General features: G+C 61.1%; 11 protein-coding genes. 3 read left to right on the top strand and 8 right to left on the bottom strand.

What is annotated here, in order from left to right; all coding sequences use genetic code 11:
• Positions 1 to 175: 175 nt before the first annotated feature.
• The gene (locus J1G35_RS05705; protein ID WP_223014012.1) at positions 176 to 1,096 is read right to left on the bottom strand and encodes a LysR substrate-binding domain-containing protein; all 921 of its coding nucleotides are present in this window, start codon (positions 1,094 to 1,096) and stop codon (positions 176 to 178) included.
• A 152-nt stretch (positions 1,097 to 1,248) separates the two neighbouring features.
• Between J1G35_RS05705 and J1G35_RS05700 the strand changes: the two genes are divergently transcribed.
• Complete coding sequence (locus J1G35_RS05700; RefSeq protein WP_053127691.1) at positions 1,249 to 2,661, top strand: NorM family multidrug efflux MATE transporter; 1,413 nt, start codon at positions 1,249 to 1,251, stop codon at positions 2,659 to 2,661.
• On the opposite strand, the gene J1G35_RS05695 is transcribed toward J1G35_RS05700, so the two are convergent.
• A complete protein-coding gene (locus J1G35_RS05695; protein ID WP_053127689.1) occupies positions 2,658 to 4,331 on the bottom strand; it encodes a bifunctional diguanylate cyclase/phosphodiesterase in 1,674 nt (557 codons plus the stop codon). The two genes, J1G35_RS05700 and J1G35_RS05695, sit on opposite strands and share 4 nt — an antisense overlap.
• A 267-nt stretch (positions 4,332 to 4,598) precedes the next feature.
• Here J1G35_RS05695 and rep point away from each other — a divergent pair, with 267 nt between their 5' ends.
• A complete protein-coding gene (gene rep / locus J1G35_RS05690; protein ID WP_027608306.1) occupies positions 4,599 to 6,608 on the top strand; it encodes a DNA helicase Rep in 2,010 nt (669 codons plus the stop codon).
• A gap of 58 nt (positions 6,609 to 6,666) precedes the next feature.
• A complete protein-coding gene (locus J1G35_RS05685; RefSeq protein WP_003195447.1) occupies positions 6,667 to 7,239 on the top strand; it encodes a xanthine phosphoribosyltransferase in 573 nt (190 codons plus the stop codon).
• A gap of 70 nt (positions 7,240 to 7,309) precedes the next feature.
• Here J1G35_RS05685 and J1G35_RS05680 read toward each other — a convergent pair whose 3' ends face one another.
• From J1G35_RS05680 to dadA, 6 genes are all read right to left on the bottom strand, one after another.
• Entirely contained in the window at positions 7,310 to 9,232 is a 1,923-nt protein-coding gene (locus J1G35_RS05680; RefSeq protein ID WP_223014010.1) for an acetyl-CoA hydrolase/transferase C-terminal domain-containing protein, read from the bottom strand.
• A gap of 136 nt (positions 9,233 to 9,368) precedes the next feature.
• Entirely contained in the window at positions 9,369 to 9,782 is a 414-nt protein-coding gene (locus J1G35_RS05675; protein WP_347709451.1) for a c-type cytochrome, read from the bottom strand.
• Positions 9,783 to 9,963: 181 nt separating this feature from the next.
• Positions 9,964 to 10,512 (bottom strand): cupin domain-containing protein, encoded by a 549-nt coding sequence (locus tag J1G35_RS05670; RefSeq protein WP_003176893.1) that lies wholly within the window; start codon positions 10,510 to 10,512, stop codon positions 9,964 to 9,966.
• A gap of 116 nt (positions 10,513 to 10,628) precedes the next feature.
• On the bottom strand, positions 10,629 to 11,702 hold the full coding sequence (gene alr / locus J1G35_RS05665) for an alanine racemase (protein WP_223014008.1): 1,074 nt from the start codon (positions 11,700 to 11,702) through the stop codon (positions 10,629 to 10,631).
• A gap of 80 nt (positions 11,703 to 11,782) precedes the next feature.
• Positions 11,783 to 12,136 carry a RidA family protein gene (locus J1G35_RS05660; protein ID WP_223014006.1) on the bottom strand — a complete coding sequence of 118 codons (354 nt, stop codon included), beginning with the start codon at positions 12,134 to 12,136 and terminating at the stop codon, positions 11,783 to 11,785.
• Positions 12,108 to 13,409, bottom strand: a complete 1,302-nt coding sequence (gene dadA, locus J1G35_RS05655; protein WP_053127678.1) for a D-amino acid dehydrogenase — start codon at positions 13,407 to 13,409, stop codon at positions 12,108 to 12,110. The genes J1G35_RS05660 and dadA overlap by 29 nt, the downstream gene beginning before the upstream one ends.
• Positions 13,410 to 13,501: the final 92 nt, after the last annotated feature.

The following is a 13,501-nucleotide window of genomic DNA, read 5'->3' as shown; positions in this document are numbered from 1 at the left end:
CAGCTCCTGGCCGAGGCCAGGATCATCCTGATCTCATAGCGCTGCTCGGCAAATTATCTGGTGGGAAACGTTGGTGCACGATGGTTCCAACACACCTACTTCGGCGGCAGGCGACAATACTTGAGCGAATCGCAGGGGTACCAGGCAAACGGTTGCGCGTTGAGGCCTGAACCACTCAATAGAGGCGTTCGACGCCGGGCAGAACCATGGCCTGCACTTCGCTCTGGAGGAAGTCCGCCAGGCGCCGCAAACGCTCACCGCCGGGGCGGGTTTTCGGCCACACCAGATAGTAATTCTCCCCACTGGCGACTGCGGTTGGCCACGGCAGGCTCAGCCGTCCCTGCGCCACGTCCTCGGCCACCATCAACAAGTCGCCCATGGACACGCCATACCCCCGCGCTGCGGCGATCATGCCCAGCTCCAGGGTATCGAACACCTGCCCGCCCTTGAGTGATACCTGGGATGACAGCCCCATGCGCTCCAGCCATTTGCGCCAGTCCCTGCGGTCGGGGGTGGGATGCAGCAGCTCGGTGGTGGCCAGGCGCGAGGCATCCCAGGGCCCATCCTCCAACAGGTTCGGCGCACCGACGGGGATCAACAGTTCGGGGAACAGGTAGCTGGCCTCCCAGTCCACTGGAAAATGCCCGTAGCTCAACAGCACCGCACAGTCGAAAGGCTCCTGATTGAAGTCCACCTCATCCACGTTCATCCAGGCGCTGGTCAGTTGCACCTCATTGCCGGGCTGCAGTGCCCGGAAGCGGCTGAGCCGCGCGAGCAGCCAGCGCATGGTCAATGTGGAGGGGGCCTTCATGCGCAGGATGTCATCTTCAGCATTCAAGGTGTGACAGGCCCGCTCCAGCGCCGCAAACCCTTCGCGCACGCCGGGCAACAACAGGCGCGCCGATTCAGTGAGCTGCAGGGTACGGCCACTGCGCTGGAACAGGCGGCAGGCGAAGTGCTCTTCAAGTGTGCGGATATGCCGGCTCACCGCACTTTGGGTGATCGACAACTCCTCGGCTGCCCGGGTGAAGGAGCTGTGCCGGGAGGCCGCTTCAAATGCGCGCAAGGCATAAAGGGGAGGAAGACGACGATGCATGAGGAAAGCTCCGACAGCGCAATACCGAAACCCTACCAGAATCAATCAGGCATGAGTTTTAATCATGCAAGCGATCGCATTTATCCCTTTGTGCAATCGGCTGAGAGCGCCGAGAATCAACCCCTCCCCAACCCTCTGACTTTTTGAGCGTGATGATCATGCAGCATCCGGCACGTACCGAGCTCTGGGCCATTCTGCGGCTGTCAGGGCCGTTGATTGCCTCGCAGTTGGCGCACATGCTGATGGTGTTGACCGACACCCTGATGATGGCGCGCCTGAGCCCCGAAGCCCTGGCCGGTGGCGGCCTGGGCGCGGCGAGTTATTCGTTCGTCGCGATTTTCTGCATCGGCGTGATTGCCGCCGTGGGCACCCTGGTTGCCATCCGCCATGGCGCGGGCGATATCGAAGGCGCCACCCGCCTGACCCAGGCAGGGCTGTGGCTGGCCTGGCTGATGGCCTTGGCGGCGGCCCTGCTGCTGTGGAACCTCAAGCCGGTGTTGCTGATGTTCGGCCAGACCGACACCAACGTGCACTCGGCAGGGCAATTTCTGACGCTGCTGCCGTTCGCCCTGCCCGGCTACCTGAGCTTCATGGCGCTGCGCGGTTTTACCAGCGCCATCGGCAAAGCCACTCCGGTGATGGTGATCAGCGTCGGTGGCACGGTGGTCAACTATCTGCTCAACCACGCGCTGATCGAAGGCATGTTCGGCCTGCCCAAACTCGGCTTGATGGGCATTGGTTTAGTCACGGCGATTGTCGCCAACAGCATGGCGCTGGCGTTGATGTGGTACATCCGCAGCAACCGGGCCTATGCAGCCTACCCGCTGAGCGCCGGGCTGCTGCGCCTCAACACCCACTATCTGCGTGAGTTGTGGCGCCTGGGCCTGCCGATTGGTGGCACCTACGCGGTGGAGGTCGGGCTGTTTGCCTTTGCGGCACTGTGCATGGGCACCATGGGCAGCACGCAATTGGCGGCACATCAGGTCGCCCTGCAAATCGTGTCGGTAGCCTTTATGGTGCCGGCGGGGATGTCCTACGCGGTGACCATGCGCATCGGCCAGCATTACGGCGCCGGACAATTGCTGCAGGCACGCATGGCCGGGCGCGTTGGCATAGGCTTTGGCGCGGCAATCATGTTGGGATTTGCCGCGGTGTTGTGGCTGTTTTCCGATCCGCTCATAGGACTGCTTATCGACCACAACAACCCGGCGTTCCACGACGTGATCGTCCTGGCCGTGAGCCTGCTCGCCGTCGCCGCCTGGTTCGAGCTGTTCGACGGCGTGCAAACCATCGCCATGGGTTGCATTCGCGGGCTCAAAGACGCCAAGACCACCTTCTTGATCGGTGCGGGCTGCTACTGGTTGATTGGCGCTCCGTCGGCCTGGTTGATGGCTTTCACCCTGGGCTGGGGGCCGACCGGCGTGTGGTGGGGCCTGGCACTCGGCCTGGCCTGCGCGGCGATAAGCCTGACCTGGGCGTTTGAAGCAAAGATGAAGCGGATGATTCGGCGGGAAGGCTCAGAGCCCGAAGCCGACACCGGGTTTCAGGCGGCACAGACCGACTAGAGCCCCTCCCCCACGCGGGTGTGCTGGCCGTTGCCGAAGGTCAGGTACTCCACCAGCTCCGGCAAGGGCAGCGGCTTGCTGATCAGGTAACCCTGGGCCTGGTCGCAGCCGAACAGCCGCAACAGTGCCAGTTGCTCGGGGGTTTCAACACCTTCGGCCACCACTTCCAGATTGAGGTTGTGCGCCAGGTTGATCATGGCGTGCACCAGCTTGCGGTTTTCCTCGCGCTCTTCCATGCCGCCGACAAAGCTCTTGTCGATCTTCAGCAACGCAATCGGCAGGCTGTTGAGGTGCACGAAGGACGAGAAACCGGTGCCGAAGTCATCCAGGGAAAACCGCACACCCAGGCGGCCAAGGGCGTCCATGGTCTGCTTGACCAAGTCACTGCGGCGCATCACGGCGGTTTCGGTCAGTTCGAATTCCAACCATTGGGCTTCTACCCCACGCTCGGCAATCAGCCGACTGAGGGTGGACAGCAATTGGCTGTCCTGGAACTGACGGAACGACAGGTTGACCGCCATATGCAGCGGCGGCAGGCCGCGTTCGCGCAGGTCTTGCATGTCACGCAGGGCCCGGGAAATCACCCAGTAACCCAGGGGCACAATCAGGCCACTCTGTTCGGCCAGGGGCACGAATTCGCTCGGCGGCAACAGGCCGCGCTCGCCGTGACGCCAGCGAACGAGGGCTTCCAGGCCGACGATATGCCCGTCGTCCAGGTCCAGGCGCGGCTGGTAATGCAGTTCCAGTTCATCGCGGCGCAAGGCACGGCGCAGCTCGCTTTCCAGGTCGGCCAGGCTGCGCGCGTTGCGGTTGATGCGTTCGTTGAAGATATGAAAGGTGCAGCCCTGGGTGCTCTTGGCTTGCTGCATGGCGATATGGGCGTGCCACATCAGTGGGTCGGCGCCGGCACGGGCGCGGGCATGGGCCACGCCCAGGCTGCAACCGATCAGCAGGCTTTCGCCATCCACCCAGTAAGGCTCGGCCATCGCTTCGGTGATGCGCTCGGCCATCCACTCTGCACGCTGCGGCGCGCGGCGGGTATCGATCAGCAGGGCAAATTCGTCGCTGCCCAGCCGCGCCAGTTGATCGCCGGCTTCGAGTTGGCTCTTGAGGCGCGACACCACCTGCAGGATCAGGCGGTCGCCGGCCTGGTGACCGAGGGCATCGTTGGCATGGCGAAAGTTATCGAGGTCCAGGTGACCGAGGGCCAGGCCGCGACCTTCATTCTCGGCCAGCCGCGCGGCCAGCAGGGTCTGGAAGCCCTGGCGGTTGGCGATGCCGGTGAGCGGGTCTTGCTCGGCCAGGCGTTGCAGGGTGGTTTCCAACACACCACGCTCGCGCACATGGCGCAGGCAGCGACGCAATGTGTCGGCGTCCAGAACATCGCGGATCAGCCAGTCACTGACGCCCAGCGGCGAAACCAGCGGCTCCTGCTCCAGCAACAACACGCACGGCAAACTGCAACGGCCAGGGCCGGGTTGCAGGCTGGGCGTGGTCAGCAGCACGGCGCTGTCGTCGTCATCGAACAGACGACTCACCGAGTCCCAGTTGGGGGCGCTGATCAGCACAGCCCCATCGCCCATCGGCGCCAGGCACTCGCGCAACAACGCTGCCCACTCAGGCGCATCGGCCAGTAGCAGCAAACGCAAGGGTTCGACAGGCGTAGACAAGCTAGCTCCCTAGACTCTGCAAAGTTTCGTTGGCGGAGGGCATTATGACGTGCGGCCTGATAATCACCAATGATAGGGGTTATCAAATACGCAGGTGTAAGCAATTGTCGCTGCTTTAACCACAAGAAGCCCCGACATCCTGCGGCAAAGTAACAAAACCGGCAAATTTAGATCGAGTGGTACGTCACACCGTCGATCCAGCGCAGCAGAATCTTGCCAGCCTGTTAAAATGCCCGCCCTTTTGAACAACGACTCCCTGAATTCCGTATGTCCCGACTCAATCCCCGGCAGCAAGAAGCCGTGAACTACGTCGGCGGCCCTCTATTGGTGCTCGCCGGTGCTGGCTCCGGCAAGACCAGCGTGATCACCCGCAAGATCGCGCACCTGATCCAGAACTGTGGCATCCGCGCCCAGTACATCGTCGCCATGACCTTTACCAACAAGGCCGCGCGCGAGATGAAAGAGCGTGTCGGCACCCTGCTCAAGGGTGGCGAAGGCCGTGGCCTCACGGTGTGTACCTTCCACAACCTGGGGCTGAACATCATCCGCAAGGAGCATGTGCGGCTGGGCTACAAGCCGGGCTTCTCGATCTTCGACGAGACCGACGTCAAGGCCCTGATGACCGACATCATGCAGAAGGAATACGCGGGCGATGACGGCGTCGACGAGATCAAGAACATGATCGGCGCCTGGAAAAACGACCTGATCCTGCCGCCCGAAGCCCTGGAAAACGCGCGCAACCCCAAGGAACAGACCGCCGCCATCGTCTACACCCACTACCAGCGCACGCTCAAGGCGTTCAATGCGGTGGACTTCGACGACCTGATCCTGCTACCGGTGAAGCTGTTCCAGGAACACGCCGACATCCTCGAAAAGTGGCAGAACAAGGTGCGCTACCTGCTGGTGGACGAATACCAGGACACCAACGCCAGCCAATACCTGCTGGTAAAGTTGCTGATCGGTACGCGCAACCAGTTCACCGTGGTGGGCGACGACGACCAGTCGATCTACGCCTGGCGCGGCGCCCGCCCGGAAAACCTGATGCTGCTCAAGGACGACTACCCGTCCCTGAAAGTGGTGATGCTGGAGCAGAACTACCGCTCCACCAGCCGCATCCTGCGTTGCGCCAACGTGCTGATCTCGAACAACCCCCACGAGTTTGAAAAACAACTGTGGAGCGAGATGGGCCACGGCGATGAGATCCGCGTGATCCGCTGCCGTAACGAAGACGCCGAGGCTGAGCGTGTTGCCGTCGAAATCCTCAGCCTGCACCTGCGCACCGACCGCCCTTACAGCGACTTCGCAATCCTCTATCGCGGCAACTACCAGGCCAAGCTGATCGAACTGAAGTTGCAGCACCACCAGGTGCCGTATCGCCTGTCGGGCGGCAACAGCTTTTTCGGACGCCAGGAAGTGAAGGACCTGATGGCCTACTTCCGCCTGATCGTGAACCCGGACGACGACAACGCCTTCCTGCGCGTGATCAACGTGCCGCGCCGCGAGATCGGTTCCACCACCCTGGAAAAGCTCGGCAACTACGCCACCGAACGCAAGATCTCGATGTATGCCGCCACCGACGAAATCGGCTTGGGCGAACACTTGGACACGCGCTTCACCGATCGCCTGTCACGTTTCAAGCGCTTTATGGACAAGGTACGTGAGCAGTGCGCCGGCGAAGACCCGATCAGCGCCCTGCGCAGCATGGTCATGGACATCGACTATGAAAACTGGCTGCGCACCAACAGTTCCAGCGACAAGGCCGCGGATTACCGCATGGGCAACGTCTGGTTCCTGATCGAAGCGCTGAAGAACACCCTGGAAAAAGACGAAGACGGCGAAATGACCGTCGAAGACGCCATCGGCAAGCTGGTGCTGCGCGACATGCTCGAGCGCCAGCAGGAAGAGGAAGATGGCGCCGAAGGTGTACAGATGATGACCTTGCATGCGTCCAAGGGCCTGGAATTTCCCTACGTGTTCATCATGGGCATGGAAGAGGAAATCCTCCCGCACCGCTCCAGCATCGAAGCCGACACCATTGAGGAAGAACGGCGCCTGGCCTACGTGGGTATTACCCGCGCGCGTCAGACACTGGCCTTCACCTTTGCCGCCAAGCGCAAGCAATACGGCGAAATCATCGATTGCGCCCCCAGCCGGTTCCTGGACGAATTGCCGCCGGATGACCTGGCCTGGGAAGGCAATGACGACACACCGACCGAAGTGAAGGCCGTTCGCGGCAACACCGCCCTGGCGGATATACGCGCGATGTTAAAGCGCTAGAATCGACTACTTTTTAATCTACTTTCGGCGCACAACGCGCCATTAGAGGAAGCTTTCCGTGGAAGCACTGCACAAGAAAATTCGCGAAGAAGGCATCGTGCTTTCCGATCAGGTACTCAAGGTCGACGCCTTTCTGAACCACCAGATCGACCCGGCGCTGATGAAACTGATCGGCGACGAATTCGCCGCGCTGTTCAAGGATTCGGGCATCACCAAGATCGTCACCATCGAAGCCTCGGGCATCGCGCCGGCGATCATGACCGGCCTGAACCTCGGCGTGCCGGTGATCTTCGCTCGCAAGCAACAATCCCTGACCCTGACCGAAAACCTGCTGTCGGCAACGGTGTATTCCTTCACCAAGAAAACCGAAAGCACCGTAGCGATCTCGCCGCGTCACCTGACCAGCAGCGACCGCGTACTGGTGATCGATGACTTCCTGGCCAACGGCAAGGCGTCCCAGGCGCTGATTTCGATCATCAAGCAGGCCGGTGCGACCGTTGCCGGTTTGGGGATTGTGATCGAGAAGTCGTTCCAGGGTGGCCGTGCGGAGTTGGACGCGCAGGGTTATCGGGTTGAGTCGCTGGCGCGGGTGAAGTCTCTGGCCGGTGGCGTCGTCACCTTCATCGAGTAATCGTTGCCTGCACGCGGTTAAACATGTGGGAGAGGCAAGCCCCCTCCCACATTTGGCTTTGTGTTGGTTTTTAGTGTGCGGTTGCTTGTAAGCCAGCGAGCAATAGGCGCTGATAAAGATCCTCTTTCAGCCCCTCCGGTTTATCCAACCGCATCCGCCTCAAATGCGCTGGAAACGCCTGCGGCTCCGGTGCATCCAACGCCGCCTTGCCCAACTCCAGAATCTCCGTGAGCTTGAATTTGCTCTTGAGCCAGTTCAATGCACGCAACAGGTCCCGCTCTTCATCCGTGAAGTCGCTGCCCAGCGGATATTCCGGGAACAGCCGCCGATGCCGCGCCTGGATACCTTGGAGCCGCTCCGGCGTGTTGTCGCCAAAGCGCGGATCCAGCTGGAAATCCTTGGATAACTTGCCGGCTTTTTGCGCCTGCTCGATCAAGTCGGCCTGGAAGCGTGAGTCGGTAATGTTGAGCAACGCCTCGATCACCTTGGCATCCGTCTGACCACGCAAGTCGGCAATTCCATACTCGGTGATGACAATATCCCGCAGGTGCCGGGGGATGGTGCAATGCCCATACTCCCAGACGATATTGGAACTGACCTCACCCGCCGACTCGCGCCAGCTGCGCAGGATCAGGATCGAACGCGCACCCTCCAGCGCATGCCCCTGGGCCACAAAGTTGTATTGCCCGCCCACACCGCTGAGCACGCGGCCGTCCTCCAACTGGTCGGCCACGCCTGCGCCCAGCAACGTCACCGTGATCGCGCTGTTGATAAACCGTGCATCCTGGCGCTGCAGGCGCTTGAGCTCTTCCTGGCCGTACAGCTCGTTGATGTAGCTGATACGGGTCATGTTGAATTCCAGACGCTTGGCGTGGGTCATCTCCTGCAAGCGCTGGTAAAAACTGCGCGGCCCCAGGAAGAAACCGCCGTGGATCGAAACGCCATCGGGCTGCGCCGCATCGTCCAGCAAACCGGCGTTGGCTTGTTCCTGAGTGGCCACATCCGGGTAGACCTTGCGCCGGATAATCCCCGCATCCGCCAGCGCCAGCAGGCCGTTGACGAACATTTCACTGCAACCGTAGAGGCCACGGGCGAAGGGATCGACACCGCCTTCACGGCTGATCAGCGGGGCCCATTGGTACACATCCAGGTCAGTCAGTAGCAGGCGATAAGCTTCGTTATCGGCCTGGCGCGCCAGCAAAGCGGCGGTCAGTGCGTCGCCCATGGAACCGATACCTATCTGCAAGGTGCCCCCATCGCGCACCAGGGTGCTGGCGTGCAAGCCGATGAAATGGTCCTGGAACCCCACCGGCATGTTCGGCGTGGAGAACAACGTGCTGCTGTCCTTTGCATCGATCAGGTAGTCGAACGCGTCCATGCCCAACTCGGAGTCGCCCGGCATGTAGGGCAAGTCAGTGTGAACCTGGCCAACGATCAAAACGGTTTCGCCCGCTTCACGTCGCTTGGCGATCATGGGCAGCAAGTCGAGGGTGATGTCGGGGTTGCAGCTCAGGCTCAGGCGATCCGGGTGTTCGGCGCTGCTCGCGACCAACTGCGCCACCAGGTTCAGGCCGGCGGCGTTGATGTCGCGGGCGGCATGGCTGTAGTTGCTGCTCACGTAGTCCTGCTGGGCCGACGTGCTGTGGAGCAGACTGCCGGGCTGCATGAAGAACTGCTGCACATGGATATTCTTCGGCAGGCTGTCCTTGTGCAGGTCAGCGAGGAAATCCAGCTCGGGATAGTCGCCAAACACCCGCTCGATAAAGGGTTCGAGAAAGCGCTTCTGCAAGCCATCGCCCAAGGTCGGGCGACCCAGGCTCAACGCGGTGTAAATCGTCAGCGCGCGATCCGGCAACTTGGCGATACGCCGGTACAGTGCATTGGCGAACAGGTTCGGCTTACCCAGGCCCAGGGGCATGCCCATGTGGATATGCGCCGGTAACCGCGCCAGTACGTCGTCAACTGCTTGCTCGATTGAACACAACTGCACCATCCGACCCTCCTGAACATTCCGTGATTAGGGGTTGGACAGAGAGTGGCGGGTCTTTGCTGCAAAGAACAGCTTCGAAACACAAATTGCGGGCACAAAAAAGCCGCTCGTAAGCGGCGTTTTTGGCGAAGATCGACGGTTACAGGCCGGACATCTTCTTGATCGCACCTTTAAGCTCATCATCCGAGCAATCAGCACAGGTGCCTTTTGGCGGCATGGCGTTGATACCGGTGATCGCCTTGGCCAGGATGCCGTCGAGACCGCCTTGGTGATCAGCGCGTTCTTTCCAGGCAGCGGTGTCGCCGATTTTCGGCGCGCCCAGCAAACCGGTGCCGTGGCACGCGTTGCAGTGTTTGGCAATCACGTCATCTGGTGTTTTCGCTCCACCGCCGCCGCCCGCTGCCACAGCCACTTCCATCCCCTTGCACTCTTGCCCCTGGACGCACACCTGGCCCACAGGCTCCAGGCGCTTGGCAATGTCATCATTGGTCGCAGCTTGAGCGCTGACAGCCCATAGGGCCAGTACGGTTGCTGGTGCAGCCAGCATTTTCATAATTAGGTTCACGCGTTCACCCTCAATGGTGGCTATTCACGCCTGCGGCCACGGTTTCGCAGGCGGCGAAAGTATAACGGTTAGCCCGTCCGGCCGAAACAACCCTATTAAACAAAGGGAGATTCAGTCTCGCGGAATGCTGCTCGGGTGTCTCTGCAACGCTGGCAGGACGCCTCTTTTGTTAAAAGTTCGCGGGTGTGGCTGCGCTGATTAGTCGCGCCGGCACATCGAACGGATTACGGAAACGATGAGGCTTGGTGCTTTCAAAGTAGTAGCTATCGCCGGCTTCGAGCACAAAAGTTTCAAGACCGACCACCAATTCCAAACGGCCTTCCACCAGAATCCCGGTTTCTTCGCCCTCGTGGGTGAGCATTTCTTCGCCGGTGTCGGCGCCAGGCGGGTAGATCTCGTTGAGAAATGCAATTGCCCGGCTCGGGTGCGCCCGGCCCACCAGTTTCATGGTGACGGCGCCGTCAGAGATGTCGATCAGCTCATTGGCTTTATAGACGATCTGCGTCGGTATTTCCTGGAGGATCTCTTCGGAAAAGAACTCGACCATCGACATGGGAATGCCGCCCAGCACCTTGCGCAAGGAACTGATGGAAGGGCTGACACTGTTTTTTTCGATCATCGAAATGGTGCTGTTGGTGACACCCGCGCGCTTGGCGAGCTCACGCTGGGAAAGACCCTTCAGTTTACGGATGGATTGCAGTCGTTCGCCGACGTCCAATGCAGGTGCCTCCTAGGATTCAGGCTTTGTTGTAATTGAGCGTTATCATGGCGACAGCGTTCAGTATTTACAACACTTGGGCCTAAATCCCAGGGAGCGGTGTTCGTACCTGACGGTCAAGCGCCGGAATAGAGCCTTGGCACACGACGCAGGTTGCAAAAGATCTGGTACGGAATGGTCTCGGCGGCGACGGCGACGTCACTGGCGAGGATGTTTTTGCCCCACAGCTCTACCGTGGAGCCAAGACCCGCCTCTGGCACGTCCGTCAGATCGATGCACAGCATGTCCATGGACACGCGCCCCAGCAATTGGCTGCGCTGCCCCGCCACCAGCACCGGCGTGCCGGTGGGCGCATGGCGCGGGTAGCCGTCGGCATAACCCATGGCAACCACGCCGATACGCATCGGTTTAGGTGTGATGAACCGGGCGCCGTAGCCCACCGGCTCGCCGGCTGGCAGTTCACGCACGCAGATCACTTTCGATTCCAGGGTCATCACCGGCTGCAAGCGCGCAGCCAAGGCCTGGTCCTCACCAAACGGTGTGGCACCGTAAAGCATGATGCCCGGACGCACCCAGTCGCTGGACACGCTCGGCCAGCCCAGCACCGACGGCGAATTGCGCAGGCTGACTTCAGCCACCAGACCTTGGCGCGCGGCCTCAAATACCGCCACTTGCTCGGTGCTGCTGACGCAATCGAGTTCATCGGCGCGGGCAAAATGGCTCATCAACACAATCTTCGCGACTTTACCGCTGGCCAGCAGGCGCTGGTAAGCCTCGTGGTAATCCTTGGGGTGCAGGCCAACGCGGTGCATGCCCGAATCGAGCTTGAGCCAGATAGTCAGCGGCTTGAGCAGGCTGGCCTGTTCGATGGCCTCCAGTTGCCACAGCGAATGCACCACGCACCAGAAGTCATGCTCGACGATCAACGGCAGCTCATCGGCCTCGAAAAAGCCTTCCAGCAGCAGCACTGGCGCGCGAATACCGGCGGCGCGCAGCTCCAACGCTTCTTCGATGCACGCCACGGCAAACCCGTCGGCCTCGGCTTCGAGCGCCTGGGCGACGCGCACGGCACCATGGCCGTAGGCGTCGGCCTTGACCACCGCGAGGGCCTTGGCGCCCGTGACTTCACGGGCCAATTGGTAGTTGTGGCGCAGGGCTTGGAGGTCGATCAGGGCACGGGCAGGACGCATGGCGGCAGGCTTCTAGGCGGCAAAATGATGAAAAAACCGGCACCGCCTAACAGCTTCGGCACCGGGAGAGGGATCGTTGTTTAAGGCAATGCAGCCACGACGGACAGCTCTACCAGGATTTGCGGTTCGCACAGCTTGGCTTCAACCGTGGCACGGGCCGGGGCGACGCCTTTGGGCAGCCACTTGTCCCACACCGCGTTCATGCCGGCGAAGTCGGCGTCGATGTCTTTCAGGTAGATCGTCACCGACAGCAGCTTGGTTTTGTCGGTGCCGGCCAAGTCCAGCAAACGCTCGATATTGACCAGGGTTTCACGGGTCTGCTGTTCGATCCCGGCGTTCATGTCGTCACCGACTTGCCCGGCCAGATACACGGTACCGCTGTGAACAACGATCTGGCTCATGCGCTCATTGGTGAGCTGGCGCTGGATTGACATGTTTTGCAGACTCCTGGTGGTTGCCATAACGGGAAATATCGAGGCCTTCGGCGCTGATCTGCGGCGTTTTCTTCGCCATCAGATCAGCCAGCAAGCGCCCGGAGCCGCACGCCATGGTCCAACCGAGGGTGCCATGGCCGGTGTTCAGGAACAGGTTCTTGAATGGCGTGGCACCGACAATCGGCGTGCCGTCGGGTGTGGTCGGACGCAGGCCGGTCCAGAACGTGGCTTCGGCCAGATCGCCGCCCTGAGGATAAAGGTCGTTGACGATCATCTCCAGGGTTTCACGCCGACGCGGGTTAAGCGACAGGTCAAAACCGGCTATTTCAGCCATGCCGCCGACGCGGATGCGGTTGTCAAAGCGGGTGATGGCGACCTTGTAGGTCTCATCGAGAATGGTCGACGTTGGCGCCATCGCCGGGTTGGTGATCGGCACCGTCAGCGAGTAACCCTTGAGCGGGTACACCGGCGCCTTGATCCCCAGCGGCTTTAGCAGCTTCGGCGAGTAGCTGCCGAGGGCCAGCACGTAGCGGTCGGCGGTTTCCAGCTTGCCGTCGATCCACACGCCGTTAACGCGCTCGCCGGCGTAGTCGAGGCGCTGGATGTCCTGTTCGAAGCGGAACTCCACGCCCAACTGCTTGCACATCTCGGCCAAGCGGGAGGTGAACATCTGGCAGTCGCCGGTCTGGTCGTTGGGCAGGCGCAGGGCACCGGCGAGAATATCGGTGACACTGGCCAGGGCCGGCTCAACACGGGCGATACCGGCGCGGTCGAGCAGTTCGAACGGCACGCCGGACTCTTTCAACACGGCGATGTCTTTGGCGGCGCCATCCAACTGGGCCTGGGTGCGGAACAACTGGGTAGTCCCGAGGCTGCGGCCTTCGTAGGCGATGCCGGTTTCGGCACGTAATTCGTCGAGGCAGTCACGGCTGTACTCGGACAGGCGCACCATGCGCTCCTTGTTCACCGCATAACGACTGGCGGTGCAGTTGCGCAGCATCTGCGCCATCCACAGGTATTGGTCGATATCGGCAGTGGCCTTGATCGCCAGCGGCGCGTGGCGTTGCAGCAGCCACTTGATGGCCTTGAGCGGCACGCCCGGCGCGGCCCATGGCGATGCATAGCCTGGGGACACCTGGCCGGCGTTGGCGAAACTGGTTTCCATGGCAGCCGCAGGCTGACGGTCGACTACAACGACTTCAAAGCCGGCCCGCGCCAAATAGTAGGCACTGGTCACACCAATGACGCCGCTACCTAAGACCAGAACGCGCATTTTTATATCCTCATCACGGGCTTAGCCGCTGACGTGTGTTATTCGAGCAATGATGGGCGCAGTATAAAAAGCAATCACCAGTGCATTTCACT

The organism is Pseudomonas sp. SH10-3B, assembly GCF_019891415.1.
GTDB lineage: Bacteria > Pseudomonadota > Gammaproteobacteria > Pseudomonadales > Pseudomonadaceae > Aquipseudomonas.
The sequence above is the reverse complement of the archived record's forward strand: the minus strand, read 5'-3'. Positions and strand labels throughout refer to the sequence as shown.

Bases quoted from the DNA above. Each gene is read 5' to 3' on its own strand.
- J1G35_RS05705 (WP_223014012.1), bottom strand. From the start codon at position 1,096: ATGCATCGTCGTCTTCCTCCCCTTTATGCCTTGCGCGCATTTGAAGCG.
- J1G35_RS05700 (WP_053127691.1), top strand. From the start codon at position 1,249: ATGATCATGCAGCATCCGGCACGTACCGAGCTCTGGGCCATTCTGCGG.
- rep (WP_027608306.1), top strand. From the start codon at position 4,599: ATGTCCCGACTCAATCCCCGGCAGCAAGAAGCCGTGAACTACGTCGGC.
- J1G35_RS05680 (WP_223014010.1), bottom strand. From the start codon at position 9,232: ATGGTGCAGTTGTGTTCAATCGAGCAAGCAGTTGACGACGTACTGGCG.
- J1G35_RS05675 (WP_347709451.1), bottom strand. From the start codon at position 9,782: ATGAAAATGCTGGCTGCACCAGCAACCGTACTGGCCCTATGGGCTGTC.
- alr (WP_223014008.1), bottom strand. From the start codon at position 11,702: ATGCGTCCTGCCCGTGCCCTGATCGACCTCCAAGCCCTGCGCCACAAC.
- J1G35_RS05660 (WP_223014006.1), bottom strand. From the start codon at position 12,136: ATGTCAATCCAGCGCCAGCTCACCAATGAGCGCATGAGCCAGATCGTT.
- dadA (WP_053127678.1), bottom strand. From the start codon at position 13,409: ATGCGCGTTCTGGTCTTAGGTAGCGGCGTCATTGGTGTGACCAGTGCC.